We start from the raw sequence: 21,023 nt of genomic DNA on the forward strand, positions 1-21,023 counted from the left end.
TTGTACATACAAGCATATGCAAGGTTGTTGCCAACTCGACGCGTCGTTGAACAGAGAGGCCTGTAAGGCGCTGAAACTCTTGAGTTGCGCGGCCAGCCCTCCGCGAACCCATCGCGCGAATCAACCTTGGCGAGGAACTTGCGCACGGTATTGAGGCACAAAGTAACAATCTGCCAGAAGCTGGTGCGCGCACGAGTAACATCCCACGGCATTGACCCGCGCGCGTGCACCTGTGGTCACAACCCGTTACTGTCGACCCTGGAAAGATCCGGCCCGCGGTGAAAACACGCGCTCAAGGCTTTTGAGATTTTCGTGCCAAACCACGGTTTTTCGTACCCAGCCCAGAAATTTGAGAGAAAATGCAAACCCAGCACACGGTCCGTTGTCATTTGCCCCATGCGTAAACTTCTTGGCTTCACCCTCATCATGGCCCTGGTCGCCGCCGTTTCCGCCTATCTGGTCTGGACCCAGGAGCGCCCCGTGGGCCATTACCTGTCCGACCTGCGGATCAACCTGGCAGTCGACCAAGGCGTGCCCGCCGACCGCGGCAACCTGCTGGGCATCCAGCCGGAACTGTTCCCCGCCGACTACCAGAGCCTGGAACGCCTGCACCTCAAGCTGGCGGCCTACCTGCAAAACGCCCGTGACCAGGGCCTGATCAACGACAAGACCATCGTGGTACTGCCGGAACATATCGGCACCTGGCTGATGGTCAGCGGCGAAAAGAACGAGCTGTACCAGGCCACCAACCTCAAGGAAGCGATGAACTGGTTGTCGGCGAGCAACCCGCTGCTGTTCCTGCGGGCCTTGATCAGCGCCAAGGGTGACGACCGTATCGACGACGCCTACCTGCGTATGAAGGCCCCGGCCATGGCCCGCGACTATCAAGTGCTGTTCGGTGGCCTGGCCAAGGAATTCGGCGTGACCCTGGTGGCCGGCTCCATTGCACTGCCCAACCCGAGCGTCAACCAGGGCCAGCTGCAGATCGGCCATGGCGCGCTGTACAACACCAGTGTGGTCTTCGACCGCGATGGCTTGCCGCTGGGCCAGCCGCAACGCCAGCTGTATCCGATTTTTGACGAGCGCGGCTTTATTGAGCCGGGCGATGAAAACAGCGTCAGCGTGGTCGACACCCCGGCCGGGCGCCTGGGCATCCTGATCGGCAGCGACAGCTGGTACCCGGACAACTACCGCAAGCTCAACGAGCAAGGCGCCCAGTTGGTGGCGGTGCCGGCCTTCGTGATTGGCCGCGAGACCTGGGACAAGCCGTGGCGCGGCTTCAAAAGCGTGTCGACGCCAGCCGAGATCAGCCTCAAGCCCGAAGAGCTCAGCGAAGGCGAAGCCTGGCACCGCCTGACCCTGATCAGCCAGCAACCCATCAGCCAGGCCACCGCCGGCATGAGCGTGTTCCTGCGCGGGCAGTTCTTTGACATGGGCAGCGCCGGGCAAAGCTTCCTCAGCAGCAACGGCCAGGTGTTCGCCGACGGCAATGCCCGTGGCGCGCGCCTGCTGAACGTGTGGCTGTAACTCAATGAAGCCGGTGCGGCTTGGGGATTTGTCGGTGGGCTTCGTCCACACCTTGGCCGATGCGATCCACAGCCATGGCCTGGACCCGCAACCGTTGCTGCTGCAATACGGCCTCGACCCGGCGCGCCTGGCCGAGGCGGGTGCACGCTTGTCGATCCCGCGCTATATGCGCCTGGGCTTTGCGGCCATCCAGTTGACCGGCGACGCCAGCCTGGGCCTGCGCATGGGCCAGCTCAGCCGCCTGAGCCAGGCCGGGCTCGCCGGGGTCACCGCCGCCCAGGCGCCCACCGTGCGCGAAGCCGCCCGTACCCTGACGCGCTTCGAAGCCTTGTACGGCTCCAACTATCGCGGCCAGTCGAGCTTTCACGAGGACACGGATGGCGCCTGGTTGCGCTTCTATTCCATCAGCCCATACAACGCCTACAACCGCTTTGTGGTGGATTCGATCATCGCCGGGTGGCTGCATCAGTTGTCGAGCCTGAGCCTGCAACCGGTGCAGGCGCAACGCATCGAAATCGAATTCGAAGCACCGGACTACAGCGAGCGCTACAGCGTGCTGGGGGACTGCCCGATCCAGTTTGGCGCCGAGCACAACCAACTGCGCCTGAGCCAGAAAACCCTGGCCATGCGCAACCCGGAACATTGCCCGAGTACCTGGCAATTACTGGTGCAATTGTGTGAACGGGAACTGGAGCAGTTGACGCGCACCCGCAGCCTGCGCGAGCGCATTACCCGCTTGCTCGGGCCGATGCTCAATGGTGGCCGGGAACCCGACCTGGAAGAAGTGGCGTCACGCTTGAAACTGCCGACCTGGACCTTGCGGCGCAAGCTGGCGGAAGAAGGGACTCAGTTCCGGGCGATTCTCAATGACACTCGCCGCGACCTGGCCATGACCTACATTCGCGATACCGAACTGGCGTTCGGTGAAATTGCCTATCTGCTCGGTTTTGCTTCAGCGGAAGCCTTTCAACGGGCGTTCAAGCGCTGGAACAGCCAGACCCCAGGGGAATTTCGCCGCAGTCAGCGGCATTCCGCCTGACGTCTGTCTTACAGCTCGGTGGCATCATCGGCCGGATCCAGCGGATCCAGTTCAAAGGCGTGGTACTCGAGCAATTCTTCCTGGTAATCGTCCATGGTTTACTCCTTGTTTTATGAAAAGGGGTTGCTTAGTGACCTGCACAACCAGCCTAAAGTGCCGTCATGACGAAAAAATGTCCGTGGCATGACGTTCCTGCACTTCAGGATTAAACGTAGCAGGATTGCCTTGATTTAGCCGGATGAATTTTAGATGCAACTGCAATCATTGCAATTGCAATCGTAAGCCGAATTCCTTTAGGGTATGGGCACCCGTTGCCAAGCGACCCTGCTCATGACTGCCAGCACCGAACGCTCTGCCCTGATCTGCATCGACGCCCTGAATGCAACGCAGCAGCCCCGCTGCTCGCCCCTGTATAGCGTGATGACCATGGCCAACACCCTGGAGTCCAGCCGGCAGGCGTGGGTGATTCGCGGCCAGTCGCGCTCACGCCGAGTGGTGAACTGGCCCACCTGGTTCGCGCGCAATACCGGGGAAAAACCCATGCTGTACCTGCACACGGCCGCGTCATCGGCGCAGTTGCGCGCGCTGTCCGGCGAGACCCGTCAGCGGGGCATCCTGTGCAACGACAATGCAACCCAGCCCTCCCCTTCACTGCCCTTATGGCTGGCCAGCAATCCTCACTGCACACCTTATGACCCGGCCTCCGGCGAGGAAGCCCGGGCGATTGTGCTGGCGGGTTTGCAGGCGCTGTATGTCGACGGCGAGCCGGGGTTCTACTACCTGGCACTGCACGATCAACACGAAGGGCCAGGGCTGAGCCCGCAGGATAGTGAGCATGCGCTCAGGGGCATGTACCGGGTCCGGCGCTCATACACCAGTGAATTGAGGGTGCGGTTGCTGGGTGCGGGTCGAGCGTTTGAAGAAGTCGTGCACGCCGCGCAGTTGCTCGAGACGGATTGGAACGTCGAGGCGCAACTGTGGAGTTGCCCCAGCTATACACGGCTGGCCCGCGAAGCGGATGCAGCGCAACGCTGGAATCGCCTGCACCCGTTGGCACCGAAGCGCAGTTGTCATCTAAGGGATTGCCTGGCTGGGGATGGCGCGCCGGTGGTCGCGGTCACCGGGTATCCGCAGCCTATCGTTGACCAGTTGGCAGGGCATGTGGATGCGCGTTTTGTAGCGTTGGGTGCGGGCTCCGTGGAAACGTCAGCACCCAGTCGATATTGGGTAGCGGTGCTGGCATTGAAGGCGTTGGCGGATGACGGCTGGATCGAAGCAGAACAGGTGGAGACCGCCCTGAATCGATATCAACTGAAATGACGATCTGCAATCCATCGCAGATCAAATGTGGGAGCGGGCTTGCTCGCGAAGACGGTGTGCCTGTTGATATTACTGTTGCTGACACACCGCTTTCGCGAGCAAGCCCGCTCCCACACGGAATCCGCGTCGCCTGGAATATTTGCTTCAGGTCTTACGCCGCCCGCGGGTCTGCACACCCGCCTCCATCGCCAGCCCCGCGGTACGTTCCAATGCCTCGGCAAAAACCCGGCGTTGCTCGCTGTCGAGCTGCGACAAAAACAATTCATCCACGCTGCTTTCGTAGATTTTCCACATCTTTTTACGCAATACCCGGCCCGCGTCGGTAATTGAGACAAAGGCAGCACGCCCGTCACCGTCGGAGCGCGAACGCACCACCAGGCCGTCCTTTTCCAGGCGGTCGACCAGGCGCGTCAGGTTGTAGCGTTCGATGGCCAGCACATCGGCCAATTCGTGCATGCGCCGGGTGCCATCGGGGCCACTTTCCAGGCCCCACAAAGCGTCGTACCAGGCATACGGCGGCAGACCGGCATCGGCCAGGCGCCGTTCGATTTCACGGATGACCGTCCTGTGGGCCCGAACAAAACGGAACCAGACATCAGGCTCTTTCGACGACATGCAACACCATCCGGGGAATTTCAAGAAGGTTGCAATAGTAGCTCATCCCGCGCTAGATTCAGCCATGTAGTTGCAATTGCAACTACATTCGTAAAGCTCCCACAAGGAGCCCACACGCTGAAACCCGTCCACCCTGGAGCCTGACATGACCCCGAACACTGCAGTACGCCTCGACGACGATCCACAGGAAACCCGCGAATGGCTGGAGTCCATCGAATCGGTGCTGTCCACCGAAGGCCGCCCGCGCGCGCATTACCTGATTGATCAGTTGCTGGATTTCGACGTGGCGCGGCATGGCGACTTCTACGGGCGGGTGACCACCCCGTACGTCAACACCATCCCGGTAGACCGCCAGTTGCCCTACCCCGGCAACCTGGCCACCGAGCGCCGGCTGAATGCGTTTATTCGCTGGAACGCCATGGCCATGGTGCTGCGCGCGGGGAAACATTCCGGCGTGGGCGGGCATATCGCAACCTATGCGTCGGCTGCGGTGCTGTATGACGTAGGCTTCGACCATTTCTTCCGTGGCCGAACTGAAAGCTTCGATGGCGACCTGGTGTACATCCAGGGCCACTCCGCGCCGGGCATTTACGGGCGGGCGTACCTCGAAGGCCGGATCAGCGAAGCGCAGCTGGACAACTTCCGCCGCGAAGCCGGTGGCGACGGTTTGTCATCCTATCCGCACCCTCGCCTGATGCCGGACTTCTGGCAGTTTCCTACGGTTTCCATGGGCCTCGGACCGATTACCGCCGCGTATCAGGCGCGCTTCATGCGCTACCTGGAGTTCCGCGACCTCAAGCAGCACCAGGGCCGCAAGGTGTGGGCGTTCCTCGGTGATGGCGAGATGGATCAGCCGGAATCCCTGGCAGCCATTTCCCTGGCCGGGCGCGAGAAGCTCGACAACCTGATCTTCGTGGTCAACTGCAACCTGCAACGCCTGGATGGGCCGGTGCGCGGCAATGCCAAGGTGATCCAGGAATTCGAAAGCCTGTACCGCGCCGCCGGCTGGAACGTGATCAAGGTAATCTGGGGCGGCGGCTGGGATGCGCTGCTGGAAAAGGATAAAAGCGGCTTGCTGCGCCAGCGCATGATGGAATGCGTGGACGGCGACTATCAGAACTACAAATCGCAAAACGGCGCCTACGTGCGGGAACACTTCTTCGGCAAATACCCGGAGTTGCTGGCGCTGGTGGCAGATATGTCCGATGACGATATCTGGAAACTCTCACGGGGCGGCCATGACCCGGACAAGGTCTACAACGCCTATGCCGCCGCCGTGCGTCACAGCGGCCAGCCGACGGTGATCCTGGCGAAAACCGTCAAGGGCTTCGGCATGGGCGAGGCCGGCGAAGGCCAGAACATCAACCACCAGCTGAAAAAGATGGGCGCTGAAGCCGTCAAAGCCTTCCGCGATCGCTTCGGGCTGGAAGTGGCCGACGACCAACTGGCTGAAATCCCGTATCTCAAACCGGCCGCCGACAGCGAAGAGGCCCGCTATTTCGCCGCCCGCCGCCAGTCACTGGGTGGCTACGTGCCGGCTCGCCATAGCGCGGTCGAGTCGCTGAAGATCCCGGAACTGGATGCCTTCGCCACCCAGCTCAAGGACACCGGCGAGCGCGCGATCTCCACCACCATGGCCTTTGTGCGCATCCTCGGCACCCTGCTCAAGGATCCGAACCTGGGCAAACTGATCGTGCCCATCGTGCCGGACGAGTCCCGCACCTTTGGCATGGAAAGCCTGTTCCGCCAGATCGGCATTCACTCCGCTGTCGGCCAGCTCTACACCCCACAGGATGCGGGCCAGCTGTCCTACTACAAAGAGAGCAAGGACGGACAGATCATGCAGGAAGGCCTGAATGAATCCGGCGCCATTTCTTCGTGGATCGCCGCGAGTACGTCCTACGCCAACCACGGCTTGATGACCGTGCCGTTCTACATTTTCTATTCGATGTTCGGCTTCCAGCGGGTCGGCGACCTGGCCTGGGCCGCAGGTGATGCACGGGCGCGGGGCTTTCTGCTGGGGGCGACGGCCGGGCGCACCACGCTGATGGGCGAAGGCCTGCAGCATGACGATGGCCACAGCCATGTGCTGTCGTCGGTGATCCCGTGCTGCATTTCCTACGATCCGACGTTTGCCTTCGAGCTGGCGGTGATCATTCGCGAAGGCATGCGCCGGATGTACGTCGAGCAAGAGGACATCTACTACTACATCACCCTGCTCAACGAAAACTACCCGCACCCGGCGATGCCCGAAGGCGTCGAGGACGGGATTCTCAAGGGCATGTATCGGTTGAAGGCGGCTGAAGACACCACGCAACCACGGGTACAGCTGATGGGCAGCGGTTCGATCCTGCGGGAAGTCATCGCCGCCGCGGACCTGCTGCGCGATGATTTTGCCGTGGCCAGCGATGTGTGGAGTGTCACCAGCCTGACCGAGCTGCGCCGGGAAGGTCATGCCGTGGAGCGCTGGAACCTGCTGCATCCTGAAAGCGAACCGCGTACCAGCTATGTCGAGCAGTGCCTTGAGGGCCAGCCTGGGCCCGTGGTGGTCGCCACCGACTACATGAAAATCTTTGCCGATCAGATTCGCCCGTTTGTACCGGGCCGGCGCTTTGTGGCGCTGGGCACCGATGGCTTCGGGCAATCGGATACCCGCGAAACCTTGCGCCAGTTCTTCGAGGTGGACCGGTATTTCATTGCCCTGGCGGCCTTGAAGGCGCTGGCGGATGACGGCCTGATCAGCCGCGCCAGGGTGGCGGAGGCGATCAGCCGCTACGGGATCAACGTCGACAAGGCCAACCCCGTAGCGGTGTAGTTACTGCGCAGGCGTCGGCAGAGGCGGAATCGCTTCGGTCGGCGCCGGCAGCGCAGGAGTGGTGGCCTCTGGCGCAGGTGCCGGGGCTTCCTTTGGTGCAATCGGCGCAGGTTCCGCCGGTGGTACCACCGGCTCCGATGCCGCTGGCACTACCGCCGGCGTCACTGGGGCTGCCGGTGTGGCCGGCGCTTCTTTTGGCACTTCTTTCGGCGCTTCAACCTTATCGGCCTTATCGGCCTTATCGGCCGCCGGAGCTGCCTTAGGTTCCGGGATGCCCAGGTCAGCCTTGGGCTTCTCTGGAATATGCGCTGCCTTTTTCACTTCCTGGGGCAGGAAAACGTCCACCAGGGCGAAATAACGCTCATAAAATTTCGGCGCAGACACCGTCTCGCTGGCCACCTTGACCATGGAGTCGTCGGTGGAGCCAATCGGCATCGACACCGAACCCAACACACCCACACCGAGGCTGGCGGAGTTGTTGACCTTCTTCAAGGCGTAGCGATCCTGCAAGGCGTTGGCGAACATCGTCGAGTGATGATTGCCGCTGCCATCGTCGGCACACACCACGTTGAAGCTGATCTGCAGGTGAGTTTCGCCGGTCTGCTGGAAGCTCTTGTTACCCGCCACCAGCTTTGGATCGCTGCTGGTGATGATGTAACCCTGGCTCAACAGCGCACGCCGCGCCGCTTCGCAGGCCGCCGTGTCACTGACCGGGTAATCACGGGAAAACGTGCCGGAGTCGTCGAAGTTCTCATGTTCATAAATAGCGGTCTTGGGTGACGAGCAGCCCGCAGCGCCCGCCAGCACCAGCGCCAACCCGAGGCTACGCAAGTGAAATGATGTCGACATCGAAAATCCTGAGGAAAACAGTCAGGGCGGTATTGTGCAACAGAACGTGGCCTCGGCGCGCGAATTCCTGTCGGTAAAACGTCACAGCCTTACGGGACGGTGTCCGCAGGAAAAAGCCGCTCGCCCATATGGTCGATAAACACGCGCAATTTCGCCGAGGCATGGCGACTTGATGGCCAGAGCATCCAGAAGCTGCCGCTGTGCTCCAGGTAATAGTCCAGCACCCGTTGCAGCCGGCCCTGCTCCACCGATTCGCGGACCATGAAGTCTGGCAGGCAGGCAATCCCCAGGCCTTCATGGGCCACGTGCATCAGTGATTCGATGGTGGTGGAGACCAGCGGCGCACGCAGGGTCGGCTCCGGCAGGCCCGGCTCCGGGCGCAGTGGCCAGGTTTCCAGCTTGCCGGTGGCGCAGAATTTGTGGCGCAGGCAGGCGTGGTCGCTCAAATCCCGGGGCTGGCGCGGCGTACCGTGCAGGCGCAGGTACTCCGGGGACGCCACCAGCACCAGGCGGTAATACCCGAGGTGGCGCGCCATCAAGCGTGAGTCCTCGGGCTTGCCGGTGCGGATCACCGCGTCGAAACCCTCCTCGATCACATCCACCATGCGGTCGGAGAAGTCCACGTCCAGCTCGATCTCGGGATAAGCGCGCATGAAATCCGTCAGTACCGGCATCAACAAGCCGCGCACTTGCGGCAGGCTGACGCGCAACTTGCCTCTGGGGGTGGCGGATGCCTGGCTCAGTTCCTGTTCTGCGGCTTCGACTTCCGCCAGGATGCGCCGGGAGCGTTCGAGAAACAGCGCGCCCTCGCTGGTCAACGTGATACTGCGGGTGCTGCGATGGAACAGCCGCACCCCCAGGCGCTCTTCGATGCGCGCGATGCTTTTGCCAATCGCCGAGGACGACACCCCCAGCATGCGCCCGGCCTCGGTAAAGCTGCGGGTTTCGGCCACCTGCACAAACACTGAAATACTGCCCAGGCTGTCCATCGTCTCGCTCCCGAGGATTGCGGATATTGGCGTCCGATAAGTTCGGAACCTTAGCCTGTTTTTCTCCACCGTGCAGCACCCTACTCTGGCTCCCTGCCCTTTCGTCTGAAAACCGGAGCCAAGAAAACATGAGCGACAGCGCCCTATCTTCCACGACCCGCGCGGTGAGCCGTGAACGACTGCCTCTGGGCGGTCTGTTGGCATTGGCTACCGCCGGCTTCATCACCATCCTCACCGAAGCCATGCCGGCGGGCTTGCTCCCGCAAATGGGCACCGGCCTCGGGGTGTCCGAAGCGTTGGTGGGCCAGTTGGTGACCCTGTACGCCCTGGGCTCGCTGTTGGCCGCGATTCCCCTGACCATCGCCACCCGGGGCTGGCGCCGGCGGCCATTGCTGATGATTGCCATCGGCGGGTTTGCCTTGGTCAACAGTGTGACGGCGTTTTCCAGCGATTACCTGCTGACCCTGGTGGCCAGGTTCTTCGCCGGGGTGTTCGCGGGATTGCTCTGGGCGCTGCTGGCCGGTTATGCCAGCCGCATGGTTGCGCCGCACCTGCAAGGCAGGGCCATTGCCGTGGCCATGCTCGGCGCGCCATTGGCGCTGTCACTGGGTGTACCGGCCGGGACATTCCTGGGCACCACGGTTGGCTGGCGCCTGAGCTTCGCGATCATGTCCGGCCTGACGGTTGTGCTGCTGGCCTGGGTGCGCTGGCAGGTCCCGGACTTTGCCGGGCAACAGGCGGAAAAACGCCTGGGGCTGCGCCAGGTGCTGGCACTGCCAGGGATTCGTCCGGTGCTGTTTGTGACTTTCACCTACGTGCTGGCTCATAACATTCTCTACACCTATATCGCGCCGTTCCTGGTACCTGCCGGGATTGCAGCGGACATCGACCAGGTGCTGCTGGTGTTTGGCCTGGCGGCGCTGCTGGGTATCTGGATCGTCGGCGCGCTGATTGATCAGCGGCTGCGCGCGTTATTGGTGATCAGCTGCGCAATGTTCGCGCTGTCGGCCCTGGCGCTGGCGTTCTGGATCACCTCGGCGACGGTGATCTACACCACGGTGGCCTTATGGGGGCTGGCGTTTGGCGGTTTGCCGGCATTGCTGCAAACGGCGCTGGCCAAGTCGGCCGGGGATTCAGCCGATGCCGCACAGTCGATGCTGGTGACGGTGTGGAACCTGGGCATCGCCGGTGGCGGACTACTCGGCGGCATGTTGTTGCAAGGGTGGGGAGTGACATCGTTTCCATGGGCGGTCGCCGCGTTGGTCGTACTGGCACTGATCGCGACGCTGCGTTTAACCGATGTTTAAACGAAACGTGACGTGATGTTTCTTAACTCTTATGATCGCACCGGGTGCGCTGCTGCATACGGCACAGCGCAGGTTAAAGGATAAGCATTGGTCGGGCCGCCAATGGAGACTTGTCGTGCCTGATAAACACCCTGCTATTCCGCGCCCCCAGGTTCTGGTCGAAGGCGCCCTGTCCGCATTGGAGCGGTTTTCAAGGATCGAAGCAGTCAGCGGTATCGTGTTGCTGCTGGCAGCGATCGTCGCGCTGGTCTGGGCCAACAGCCCCGTCGCAGATTCCTACGAACACTTCTGGAACACCCCACTCACTATCGGACTGGGAGACTTCACGGTCTCGCGCTCGTTGCACTTCCTGGTGAACGATGGGCTGATGACCATCTTCTTCCTGGTGGTGGGCGCCGAGATTCGCCAGGAGATCAGGGACGGCGCACTCGCCAACCTGAAACTGGCCACCCTGCCCCTCGGCGCGGCACTGGGTGGCGTGCTGATGCCGGCGCTGATTTACACCCTGCTCAACCATGGCACCGTAGCGGCCAGTGGCTGGGCGGTGCCCACAGCCACCGACATCGCATTTGCCGTGGGTGTGCTGGCGCTGCTGGGCAAATCGATTCCGGCTGGCGTGCGCATCCTGTTGCTGGCTTTGGCGATCATTGATGACATCGTCGCCATCCTGATCATCGCGATTTTCTATACCGCCAGCCTGGACTACATGGGCCTGGTGATCGCGGCCTGCGGGCTGGCGCTGGTGCTGGTTTTTCAGCGGATGGGAATTGGCAAGGCGGTGGTGTACCTGTTGCCGGGGGCGATTGTCTGGTTTGGGCTGCTCAAGACCGGCGTGCATCCGACGCTCGCGGGCGTAATGCTTGGCCTGATAACGCCCGTGACTTCCAGACCGACTCGGGAACGCCCTCTGGACACCATCGGGCGCACATTTAACGAGCTGATGGACCGGCTTTCGCATCCGTCAGAAAGTGCCCATCAGGTCGCCAAACCATTGAAGCAATTGAGACAGGCCCAACGGGAAATGTTGCCGCCGGTGCAGCGGATTCAAGCCGGGTTACACCCATGGGTGGCCTTCGGCGTCATGCCACTGTTTGCCCTAGCCAACGCGGGGGTGAGCCTGCAAGGGTTCAACCTGAACGACCCGCTGCCCCACGGTGTGTTCATGGGGGTCATCCTGGCGTTGGTGCTCGGCAAGCCGCTGGGGGTGATGCTGGCGAGTGTCGTGCTGGTCAAACTGAATATCTGCAAACTGCCGGAGGGCGTGACCTGGAACGGCGTCGCCCTGGTGGGCCTGCTGGCGGGAATTGGTTTCACCATGTCGATTTTCATCTCGTCGCTGGCCTTCTCCGATCCGACGCTGCTGTCGGCTGCCAAGCTGAGTGTGCTGAGCGCTTCGACCCTGGCGGCTGTGATTGGCCTGAGTTGGGGCAAGCTCAAGTTTGCGCGTTGAATCAAGACTGGTTGAGTCAGCTGATTAGTGGATAAAAAAAGACCCCGGCCTCTTCAGGCCGGGGTCTTTTTATTCAGGCTGTTACGAGATCAGAACTTCTTGATCTCAGCCTTGGTTTCCAACTGTTTGCGATAGGCGGCGAAGTCTTGCTGGCCGACACGGGACGCGAGGAAGCGGCGGTACTGAGCCTTCTCGTCATCGGTCGGTGCAGCGGCTTCATTGACCGCGTTCAAGCGCACGATCACCAGGCTACCGTCTGGCAGGGTCACGCTGGTGAAGGTCGGCTTGTCCTTGGCCGCAGGCTTTGGCATGCGGAACAGGGCTTGCAGCACGGCTGGCTCGACGCCTTCCTGGCCACGGGTGGCCGCTTCGGTGACTTTCCAGGCCTGGCCATCCACCGGCTGGTTCAGCGGTGTCTTGCCATCACGCAGGTTGGCAATCAGCTCGTCCGCGTGAGTCTTCGCCGCAGCGCTCGCGCGCTCCTTGGTCAACTGGGCACGGATGGCAGTGGCAACGCTTTCCAGCGGCAGCTGGGTAGGCTTCAGGTGCTCTTTGGCACGCAGCACCACGATGGTTTCCGGATCCAGCTCGATGGCGGTGCTGTTGGCACCTTCATCCAGTACTTCAGGGCTGAATGCAGCGGTCACTACGGCACGGTTGGCAGCGATGCCTTCGCCACCTTCACGGCCAAACGGCGCGGAAGTGTGCACGGTCAGCTTCAGGTCCGACGCCGGCTGGGCCAGGTCGGAAGCTTCGAATGCAGCGTCTTCCAGTTGCTTGGTCGCATCGACGAAACGCTGTTCAACCTGCTGGGTCTTGAGCTCGCGGGTCAGCTTGTCTTTCAGGCTGGCGAACGATGGCACTTCTGGTGCTTCAACACCCAACAGCTTGATCAGGTGCCAGCCGAAGCTGGAACGCACCGGTGCCGAGACCTGGTCCTTGTTCAGCGCATACAGCGCTGTTTCGAAGGCAGGGTCGTAGACGCCAGGGCCAGCGAAACCGAGGTCACCGCCGTTGTTCGCAGAACCCGGATCCTGGGAGAACTCCTTGGCCAGGGCTTCGAACTTCTCGCCCTTGGCCAGGCGCGCCTGGATTTCTTCGATCTTGGCCTTGGCCTGCTCGTCGGTGGTCTTGTCGTTGACTTCAATCAGGATGTGCGCCGCGCGACGCTGTTCAGCGAGGTTGGCGGTTTCTTTCTGATAGAGGGCTTGCAGCTCATCGTCCTTGACCGCGACCTGGTCGAAGAAGGAAGCCTTCTTCAGCTCCAGATAGTCGATGACCACCTGGTCCGGGGTCATGAACTCCTTGGCGTGCTGGTCGTAGTAAGCCTTGACCTCGTCGTCAGTGATCTTCACTGCTGCAGGGTCGGCCTTGACGCTGACGGTGGCGAAATCGCGGGTCTGTTTTTCCAGACGGGCGAACGCGAGCACTTCGGCATCAGTCACAAAACCGCTGCCGGCAATACCAGCACGAACCTGGCCGATCAGCATTTCCTGGCTCAGCATCTGACGGAATTGCATACGGCTGTAGCCCAGCTGACGGATCACCTGGTCGAAACGCTCAGCGTTGAACTGGCCATCCACCTGGAATTCCGGCGTCTGCAGGATCACTTGATCCAGCGCAGCTTCGGAGAAAGCGAATTTCGAATCGGCCGCGCCTTGCAGCAGCAGCTTGCGATCGATCAGGCCCTTGAGGGCGGCGTCGCGCAGCAGCTTTTCGTCCAGCAAGGAAGCATCGAAGTCCTTGCCCAGCTGTTGCATCAGCTGGCGACGTTGCATGTCGACGGCCTGGCCCAGTTCGCTTTGGGTGATTTCTTCACCGTTGACCTTGGCCACGTCCTGCTTGTTGTTGGTCGAAGCCTGAAAAATAGCCTCGATACCGGTGAACGCCATCAATGCGACGATGATCCCGATAATGGTCTTGGCAATCCAGCCTTGTGAATTGTCCCTGATATTCTGCAGCATGCGTCCCCCAGAAACGGTTGAACTTCAAAATTAGGCAACCGTGGAGCGTGGGTAGAGTCCGGATAGAAGAAAGGCGCATCCGAGGATGCGCCTTCTCGTAACTGGCGGAGCGGACGGGGGTTTGAACCCACACCCCCGGCGTGGCGACCCGATGGATACTCGGGTCAGCTGCCGCTCCGCTGCCAGGTCAGACCTGCGTCCGACCCGGATGGGTAAGGCTTGAGCGAAGCTTAGTTAACGGCTTCTTTCAGGGCTTTACCGGCTTTGAAACCTGGTTTTTTGGCAGCGGCGATTTGCAGAGCCTTGCCAGTCTGTGGGTTACGGCCAGTGCGAGCTGGACGATCGGTCACAGAGAAAGTACCGAAACCAACCAGTACCACAGAGTCGCCGGCCTTGAGAGCGCCAGTGACGGATTCGATTACTGCGTCCAGCGCACGGCCAGCAGCGGCTTTCGGGATATCAGCAGATGCAGCGATAGCATCAATCAGTTCCGACTTGTTCACTCTAAGTCCCCTTATATCTATTGAGTATGATTCTAAGTTTTTTGGTGAAAGCAAAAACCAGTGCTGAATGGCCTACAGACACTTAAGAGCCGCTTTATAACAAGGGCTCTAAAAAGCTGTCAAGGAAGCCCCCAGGCTTAAACGTATTAATGCGTGCTAATTCTTTCCTTAGAGTCAGTCTCGCGTTTTTCATCCTTTGCAACTATCTCCGGAGCCACATCCGGCAAGGGCTCCGGCGCGTATTGCAGCGCAATTTGCAGGACCTCGTCAATCCATTTAACCGGTTTAATCTGCAGATCCTGCTTGATGTTGTCAGGAATCTCCTTCAAGTCGCGAACATTCTCTTCAGGAATGATCACAGTCTTGATACCACCGCGGTGTGCAGCCAGCAATTTCTCTTTGAGGCCACCAATGGCCAGTACCTGGCCACGCAGGGTGATTTCCCCGGTCATGGCGACATCGGCGCGCACCGGAATGCCGGTCAGGGCTGATACCAGTGCCGTGCACATGCCTACGCCTGCGCTAGGACCGTCTTTCGGCGTTGCCCCTTCCGGCATGTGGATGTGGGTGTCGTGCTTCTCGTGGAAGTCCAGGGGGATCCCCAGGCTCTTGGCGCGGCTGCGCACCACGGTCTGCGCGGCGGTGATGGATTCAACCATCACGTCACCCAGGGAACCGGTCTTGATCAGTTGCCCTTTGCCCGGGATCACGGCGGCCTCAATGGTCAGCAATTCGCCGCCCACCTGGGTCCACGCCAGGCCAGTGACCTGGCCTACCTGATCCTGCTGCTCAGCCAGGCCGTAGCGGAATTTGCGCACGCCCAGGAAGTGTTCCAGCAGGTCCGCGGTGACCTTCACCGAGAAGCGTTTTTCCAGCGCATGTTCCTTCACGGCCTTGCGGCAGATCTTCGCCAGTTGACGCTCAAGGCCCCGTACACCGGCCTCGCGGGTGTAGAAACGAATGATGTCGCGGATCGCGTCGGCATCAAATTCGATCTCGCCTTTTTTCAGGCCGTTGGCCGCAATCTGCTTGGGCGAGAGGTATTTGACGGCGATGTTGATCTTCTCGTCCTCGGTGTAACCCGGCAGACGAATCACCTCCATCCGGTCCAGCAAGGCTGGCGGAATATTCATCGAGTTGGAGGTGCACAGGAACATTACGTCGGACAGGTCGTAGTCGACTTCCAGGTAATGGTCGTTGAAATTGTGGTTCTGCTCGGGGTCGAGCACTTCCAGCAAAGCAGACGCCGGGTCGCCACGCATGTCGCTGCCCATCTTGTCGATTTCATCGAGCAGGAACAGCGGGTTGCGCACACCCACCTTTGTCATCTTTTGAATCAATCTTCCTGGCATCGAACCGATGTAAGTCCGGCGATGACCACGGATTTCCGCTTCATCACGCACACCGCCCAGGGCCATGCGCACAAATTTGCGGTTGGTGGCGTGGGCAATCGACTCCGCCAGCGAGGTTTTACCCACACCAGGAGGACCGACCAGGCACAACACCGGACCACGAATCTTCTTCACGCGCTTTTGCACGGCGAGGTATTCGAGGATGCGTTCCTTGACTTCTTCGAGGCCGTAGTGATCGGCATCGAGAATATCTTCGGCGCGGGCCAGGTCCAGGCGCACTTTGGTCTGGGCCTTCCACGGCACCTGCACCAGCCAGTCGATATACGAACGAACCACGGTGGCTTCGGCCGACATCGGCGACATTTGCTTGAGCTTGTTCAGCTCGGCAGTGGCCTTGGTCAACGCGTCTTTCGGCAGGCCGGCGGCATCGATGCGCTTTTTCAGCTCCTCGATTTCGTTGTGGCCTTCCTCGCTGTCGCCCAGCTCTTTCTGAATGGCCTTCATCTGCTCATTCAGGTAGTACTCGCGCTGGCTGCGCTCCATTTGCTTTTTGACACGGCCGCGAATGCGCTTCTCAACCTGCAGCAGGTCGATTTCGGCATCCAGCAGCGCCAGGACGTGTTCGACCCGGGCCGACAAATCGATGATCTCGAGAATGTCCTGCTTCTGCTCGATTTTCAGCGCCATGTGCGCGGCCATGGTGTCGACCAGGCGGCTTGGCTCATCAATGCTGTTGAGGGAAGAGAGGACTTCTGCGGGGACTTTCTTGCCCAGTTGCACGTATTGCTCGAACTGGGACAGCAGGCTGCGAACGAACACTTCGGATTCGCGCTCAGGGGCGTCGACTTCGTCGATCAGCGCCACTTCGGCACGCAGGTGGCCGTCCACTTCCATGAAGCGCTCGACCGCACCGCGCTGCTCGCCTTCCACCAGCACCTTGACGGTGCCATCAGGCAGCTTGAGCAGTTGCAGGACAGTTGCAACGGTACCAACGCGATACAGGGCATCTTCGCCCGGATCATCGTCAGCAGGATTTCTCTGGGCCAGCAGCAGGATCTGCTTGTCGCCCGTCATCGCGGCCTCGAGGGCTTCGATAGACTTCTCGCGCCCCACGAACAGCGGGATAACCATGTGCGGATAGACGACGACATCACGCAACGGCAGGAGAGGCAATTCGATGGTTGTCTTCATGATTTCGCCTCTATGACAGATGAAAGTAAGCTTGAAACCAAGATGGGGGCTGCCTGCAAAAAAAACAAGCGTAATGGCATCAGTTAAACGCAGTAAAAACAAAGGGGCCCCTTAAGGCCCCTTTATTTTGTACAGCTCGGCGGTGCAACGCTTACGCGTCTGGCGCAGCCTTGGCAGCCGGCTCACTGTTTTCGTAGATATACAGTGGCTTGGACTTGCCTTCTATAACGCTTTCGTCGATCACCACTTTACTCACCTCGGACTGCGAGGGGATTTCGTACATGGTGTCGAGCAGTACGCCTTCGAGGATCGAGCGCAAACCACGGGCGCCGGTCTTGCGCTCCAGTGCCCGCTTGGCCACCGATTTGAGCGCGTCAGCACGGAACTCGAGGTCCACACCTTCCATCTCGAACAGCTTGGCGTATTGCTTGGTCAGGGCGTTTTTCGGCTCGGTGAGGATCTGCATCAACGCAGCCTCATCCAGCTCGTCCAGCGTCGCCAGGACCGGCAGACGGCCAACGAATTCCGGGATCAGACCGAACTTGACCAAATCGTCAGGCTCGACTTCACGCAGGGATTCACCGACTTTCTTGCCTTCTTCCTTGCTGCGTACTTCTGCACTGAAGCCAATGCCGCCACGGGTGGAACGGTTTTGAATAACCTTTTCCAGGCCGGAGAACGCACCGCCACAGATGAACAGGATGTTGCGCGTATCAACCTGAAGGAATTCCTGCTGCGGGTGCTTGCGGCCGCCTTGTGGCGGTACGGAAGCAACCGTGCCTTCGATCAGTTTCAACAGCGCTTGCTGCACGCCTTCACCGGAAACGTCCCGGGTGATCGACGGGTTGTCGGATTTGCGCGAAATCTTGTCGATTTCATCGATGTAGACAATGCCCATCTGGGCCTTCTCCACGTCGTAGTCGCATTTCTGCAGCAGCTTCTGAATGATGTTCTCGACGTCTTCACCTACGTAACCGGCCTCGGTAAGAGTGGTTGCGTCAGCGATGGTGAAGGGAACGTTCAGCAGGCGAGCCAGGGTCTCTGCAAGCAGGGTTTTACCCGAGCCTGTAGGGCCGATCAGCAAGATGTTGCTTTTGCCGAGCTCGACGTCGTCACTTTTCTTGTCACGCTGGTTCAGACGCTTGTAGTGGTTGTACACCGCTACGGCCAGAACCTTCTTTGCACGCTCTTGACCAATCACATACTGATCAAGGATGCCGCTGATTTCTTTAGGCGAAGGCAATTTATGCGCGCTGCTTTCGGCCTGGGCTTCCTGCACCTCCTCACGGATGATGTCATTGCACAGGTCGACGCACTCGTCGCAGATAAAGACCGAGGGGCCGGCAATCAACTTGCGTACTTCATGCTGGCTTTTGCCACAGAAGGAGCAATAGAGCAGCTTGCCGTTGTCCTCGCCGTTGCGGGTGTCAGTCATTCGTTCGATCCAAATCCGATAGGCTTGCAACACAAGATGAAGGCTATTGAGGGCTTTTTCAAGTCCACTGGTGGTCGGACCTGCCGACCAGCCCTATTTTGAGCTGCTTATATTAAGCGGGGCGCTTTTCGATCACTGCGTCGATCAACCCGTATTCACGAGCCGCTTCGGCGCTCATGAAATTGTCACGGTTGGTGTCGCGCTCGATCTCTTCCAGGGTATGCCCGCTATGTTTGGCCATCAGCGTGTTGAGACGCTCACGAATGAAGAGGATTTCCTTGGCATGGATTTCGATGTCCGATGCCTGGCCCTGGAAACCGCCCAGTGGCTGGTGAATCATCACGCGTGAGTTCGGCAGGCAGTAACGCTTGCCCTCAGCACCAGCGGTCAGCAGGAAAGCACCCATGCTGCACGCCTGACCGATACAGGTGGTCGATACGTTCGGCTTGATGAACTGCATGGTGTCGTAGATCGACATGCCCGCTGTCACCGAACCGCCCGGGGAGTTGATGTAGAGATGGATGTCCTTGTCCGGATTTTCCGCTTCAAGGAACAGCAGCTGCGCACAAATCAGGTTGGCCATGTAGTCCTCTACCGGACCAACCAGAAAGATCACTCGCTCCTTGAGCAGGCGCGAGTAGATGTCATAGGCGCGTTCGCCACGAGCAGATTGCTCGACAACCATCGGGACCAGGCCGCCAGCGGCCTGGATATCAGAGTTCTGCTGAATATACGAATTACGGAACATGCTCTGCAGTTACTCCCAAATAGTCATGTCTTGAATACGCATAAGCCAGCGCGAGGCTGGCTTATGGGTGTATTTTCAAACGAGTTGAGCGATCAGTCGGCTTGTGCTGCTTCAGCCGGCTTGACTGCTTCTTCGTAAGAGACCGCTTTATCGGTCACCTTAGCCTTCTGCAGAACAGTATCCACAACTTGCTCTTCCAGCACAACCGAACGCACTTCGTTCAGCTGCTGGTCGTTCTTGTAGTACCAAGACACAACAGCCTCAGGCTCCTGGTAGGCCGAAGCCATTTCCTGGATCATTTCGCGAACGCGGGTTTCGTCAGGCTTGAGGTCGAATTGCTTGACCACTTCAGCCACGATCAGACCCAGTACAACGCGGCGCTTGGCCTGTTCTTCGAACAGTTCGGCCGGCAGTTGGTCAGGCTTGATGTTGCCGCCGAACTGCTGAACAGCCTGCACGCGCAGACGATCAACTTCGTTGGACAGCAGGGCCTTCGGCACTTCGATCGGGTTGGCAGCCAGCAGACCGTCCATCACCTGGTTCTTGACCTTGGATTTGATGGCCTGGCGCAGTTCACGCTCCATGTTCTTGCGAACTTCGGTGCGGAAACCTTCGATGCCGGTTTCCTTGATGCCGAACTGGTTGAAGAACTCTTCGTTCAGTTCCGGCAGCTTGGGCTCGGAAACGGTGTTGACGGTCACGGTGAACTCGGCGGTTTTGCCAGCCAGGTCCAGGTTCTGATAGTCAGCCGGGAAAGTCAGGTTCAGAACGCGCTCTTCGCCGGCTTTGGCGCCAACCAGGCCGTCTTCGAAACCAGGAATCATGCGGTTGGAACCCAGCACCAGTTGAGTACCCTTGGCGGAGCCGCCAGGGAATGCTTCGCCGTCAACCTTGCCAACGAAATCGATGTTCAGCTGGTCTTCGTTCTGGGCAGCGCGATCGGCCACTTCAAAACGGGTGTTCTGCTTGCGCAGGATTTCCAGCATGTTGTCCAGGTCGGAGTCAGCAACATCAGCGCTCAGGCGCTCGATGGCGATCGAATCGAAACCGGCAACTTCGAATTCAGGGAACACTTCGAAGATTGCAACGTATTCCAGATCCTTGCCTGCCTCCAGGGACTTGGGCTCGATGGAAGGCGAGCCAGCCGGGTTCAGCTTTTGCTCGACAACGGCTTCGTAGAAGGAAGCCTGGATCACGTCACCTACCGCTTCCTGACGTGCATCAGCACCGAAGCGGCGCTTGATTTCGCTCATTGGCACTTTGCCTGGACGGAAACCAGCGATCTTGGCCTTTTGGGCAGTCTGCTGCAGACGCTTGTTGACCTGGGTCTCGATGCGCTCGGCCGGCACGGTGATGCTCATGCGGCGCTCAAGAGCAGAAGTATTTTCAACAGAAACTTGCATGGATATTCCTCGTTGCACAGACGTTAGCTGGCCGTTTCCGACCCCAGAATCAAGGGCATGCATTCTAGTGGGTCAAACTCAAGAAGTCACCCTACTGAAAACGGGTAAAAAAACAGCAGGCAATTTATAGGTGCGAATGCACGAGTGCAGCTCGCCCCGGTGGCAAATACATCCCATCATGCCAGGGCTCTGCGCCAACCCTTCTATATATAGAAGCGGTTGCCAATCATCTCCCTGACAACCGACCCTGCGGACAAGGCCGGCAGGCAGTGCGGCATCATCGCGAAACATAAATACGACGAAACGCCCTGCCCTGCAGCCCAACACCTGCGACTGCGTTGAAACTCAAACCGCTGAAACAAAAAAGGCGCCAGACTATTAATCTGGCGCCTTTCGAAATATGGGGTGGACGAAGGGGATCGAACCCTCGACAACGGGAGTCACAATCCCGTGCTCTACCAACTGAGCTACGCCCACCATATTGCGTGACCAAAAAGCCCGTCAAAAAGGCTATTT

At 59.7% G+C, this 21,023-nt stretch carries 15 protein-coding genes and 1 tRNA gene; 6 read left to right on the forward strand and 10 right to left on the reverse strand.

What is annotated here, in order from left to right:
* Positions 1-396: 396 nt before the first annotated feature.
* The 3 genes from HX824_RS04335 to HX824_RS04345 all read left to right on the forward strand — a co-directional run bounded on the left by HX824_RS04335 (position 397) and on the right by HX824_RS04345 (position 3,886).
* The gene (locus tag HX824_RS04335; protein ID WP_008431963.1) at positions 397-1,527 is read left to right on the forward strand and encodes a carbon-nitrogen hydrolase family protein; all 1,131 of its coding nucleotides are present in this window, start codon (positions 397-399) and stop codon (positions 1,525-1,527) included.
* Positions 1,528-1,531: 4 nt separating this feature from the next.
* The gene (locus HX824_RS04340; protein ID WP_177022251.1) at positions 1,532-2,566 is read left to right on the forward strand and encodes an AraC family transcriptional regulator; all 1,035 of its coding nucleotides are present in this window, start codon (positions 1,532-1,534) and stop codon (positions 2,564-2,566) included.
* Between the two features lie 300 nt (positions 2,567-2,866).
* Entirely contained in the window at positions 2,867-3,886 is a 1,020-nt protein-coding gene (locus HX824_RS04345) for a pyruvate dehydrogenase (RefSeq protein WP_177054180.1), read from the forward strand.
* Between the two features lie 144 nt (positions 3,887-4,030).
* On the opposite strand, the gene HX824_RS04350 is transcribed toward HX824_RS04345, so the two are convergent.
* The gene (locus HX824_RS04350; RefSeq protein ID WP_003207868.1) at positions 4,031-4,501 is read right to left on the reverse strand and encodes a MarR family winged helix-turn-helix transcriptional regulator; all 471 of its coding nucleotides are present in this window, start codon (positions 4,499-4,501) and stop codon (positions 4,031-4,033) included.
* 145 nt (positions 4,502-4,646) lie between these two features.
* Between HX824_RS04350 and aceE the strand changes: the two genes are divergently transcribed.
* Positions 4,647-7,316 carry a pyruvate dehydrogenase (acetyl-transferring), homodimeric type gene (gene aceE, locus HX824_RS04355; RefSeq protein WP_102605976.1) on the forward strand — a complete coding sequence of 890 codons (2,670 nt, stop codon included), beginning with the start codon at positions 4,647-4,649 and terminating at the stop codon, positions 7,314-7,316.
* On the opposite strand, the gene HX824_RS04360 is transcribed toward aceE, so the two are convergent.
* A complete protein-coding gene (locus tag HX824_RS04360) occupies positions 7,317-8,165 on the reverse strand; it encodes a DUF2242 domain-containing protein (RefSeq protein WP_177054181.1) in 849 nt (282 codons plus the stop codon).
* An 89-nt stretch (positions 8,166-8,254) separates the two neighbouring features.
* Complete coding sequence (locus HX824_RS04365) at positions 8,255-9,154, reverse strand: LysR family transcriptional regulator (protein ID WP_003207864.1); 900 nt, start codon at positions 9,152-9,154, stop codon at positions 8,255-8,257.
* A gap of 128 nt (positions 9,155-9,282) precedes the next feature.
* On the opposite strand from HX824_RS04365, the gene HX824_RS04370 reads away from it, so the two are divergent.
* Both HX824_RS04370 and nhaA read left to right on the forward strand, forming a co-directional pair.
* Entirely contained in the window at positions 9,283-10,461 is a 1,179-nt protein-coding gene (locus HX824_RS04370) for an MFS transporter (RefSeq protein WP_177054182.1), read from the forward strand.
* A gap of 115 nt (positions 10,462-10,576) precedes the next feature.
* The gene (nhaA, locus tag HX824_RS04375; RefSeq protein WP_177054183.1) at positions 10,577-11,911 is read left to right on the forward strand and encodes a Na+/H+ antiporter NhaA; all 1,335 of its coding nucleotides are present in this window, start codon (positions 10,577-10,579) and stop codon (positions 11,909-11,911) included.
* Positions 11,912-12,000: 89 nt separating this feature from the next.
* Here the strand turns inward: nhaA and HX824_RS04380 are convergent, their stop codons facing one another.
* The 7 genes from HX824_RS04380 to HX824_RS04410 form a co-directional block, all read right to left on the reverse strand.
* A complete protein-coding gene (locus HX824_RS04380) occupies positions 12,001-13,875 on the reverse strand; it encodes a SurA N-terminal domain-containing protein (protein WP_003207860.1) in 1,875 nt (624 codons plus the stop codon).
* A 230-nt stretch (positions 13,876-14,105) separates the two neighbouring features.
* Positions 14,106-14,378, reverse strand: coding sequence for an HU family DNA-binding protein (locus HX824_RS04385; RefSeq protein WP_003174819.1), 273 nt, complete (start codon positions 14,376-14,378; stop codon positions 14,106-14,108).
* Positions 14,379-14,524: 146 nt separating this feature from the next.
* Positions 14,525-16,921 (reverse strand): endopeptidase La, encoded by a 2,397-nt coding sequence (gene lon, locus HX824_RS04390; protein ID WP_003207858.1) that lies wholly within the window; start codon positions 16,919-16,921, stop codon positions 14,525-14,527.
* Between the two features lie 151 nt (positions 16,922-17,072).
* Positions 17,073-18,356, reverse strand: coding sequence for an ATP-dependent Clp protease ATP-binding subunit ClpX (clpX, locus tag HX824_RS04395; RefSeq protein WP_003207856.1), 1,284 nt, complete (start codon positions 18,354-18,356; stop codon positions 17,073-17,075).
* A gap of 112 nt (positions 18,357-18,468) precedes the next feature.
* Positions 18,469-19,104, reverse strand: a complete 636-nt coding sequence (gene clpP, locus HX824_RS04400) for an ATP-dependent Clp endopeptidase proteolytic subunit ClpP (RefSeq protein WP_003174822.1) — start codon at positions 19,102-19,104, stop codon at positions 18,469-18,471.
* 92 nt (positions 19,105-19,196) lie between these two features.
* A complete protein-coding gene (tig, locus tag HX824_RS04405) occupies positions 19,197-20,507 on the reverse strand; it encodes a trigger factor (RefSeq protein WP_177054184.1) in 1,311 nt (436 codons plus the stop codon).
* Between the two features lie 401 nt (positions 20,508-20,908).
* Positions 20,909-20,984 (reverse strand) — tRNA-His (locus tag HX824_RS04410).
* Positions 20,985-21,023: the final 39 nt, after the last annotated feature.

Source organism: Pseudomonas sp. D4002 (assembly GCF_013385665.1).
Taxonomy (GTDB): Bacteria; Pseudomonadota; Gammaproteobacteria; order Pseudomonadales; family Pseudomonadaceae; genus Aquipseudomonas.

What these genes read in the sequence shown, in the direction of transcription:
- HX824_RS04335 (WP_008431963.1), top strand. Translation starts at nt 397, where the DNA reads ATGCGTAAACTTCTTGGCTTCACCCTCATCATGGCCCTGGTCGCCGCC.
- HX824_RS04340 (WP_177022251.1), top strand. Translation starts at nt 1,532, where the DNA reads ATGAAGCCGGTGCGGCTTGGGGATTTGTCGGTGGGCTTCGTCCACACC.
- HX824_RS04345 (WP_177054180.1), top strand. Translation starts at nt 2,867, where the DNA reads ATGGGCACCCGTTGCCAAGCGACCCTGCTCATGACTGCCAGCACCGAA.
- HX824_RS04350 (WP_003207868.1), bottom strand. Translation starts at nt 4,501, where the DNA reads ATGTCGTCGAAAGAGCCTGATGTCTGGTTCCGTTTTGTTCGGGCCCAC.
- aceE (WP_102605976.1), top strand. Translation starts at nt 4,647, where the DNA reads ATGACCCCGAACACTGCAGTACGCCTCGACGACGATCCACAGGAAACC.
- HX824_RS04360 (WP_177054181.1), bottom strand. Translation starts at nt 8,165, where the DNA reads ATGTCGACATCATTTCACTTGCGTAGCCTCGGGTTGGCGCTGGTGCTG.
- HX824_RS04365 (WP_003207864.1), bottom strand. Translation starts at nt 9,154, where the DNA reads ATGGACAGCCTGGGCAGTATTTCAGTGTTTGTGCAGGTGGCCGAAACC.
- HX824_RS04370 (WP_177054182.1), top strand. Translation starts at nt 9,283, where the DNA reads ATGAGCGACAGCGCCCTATCTTCCACGACCCGCGCGGTGAGCCGTGAA.
- HX824_RS04380 (WP_003207860.1), bottom strand. Translation starts at nt 13,875, where the DNA reads ATGCTGCAGAATATCAGGGACAATTCACAAGGCTGGATTGCCAAGACC.
- lon (WP_003207858.1), bottom strand. Translation starts at nt 16,921, where the DNA reads ATGAAGACAACCATCGAATTGCCTCTCCTGCCGTTGCGTGATGTCGTC.
- clpX (WP_003207856.1), bottom strand. Translation starts at nt 18,356, where the DNA reads ATGACTGACACCCGCAACGGCGAGGACAACGGCAAGCTGCTCTATTGC.
- clpP (WP_003174822.1), bottom strand. Translation starts at nt 19,104, where the DNA reads ATGTTCCGTAATTCGTATATTCAGCAGAACTCTGATATCCAGGCCGCT.
- tig (WP_177054184.1), bottom strand. Translation starts at nt 20,507, where the DNA reads ATGCAAGTTTCTGTTGAAAATACTTCTGCTCTTGAGCGCCGCATGAGC.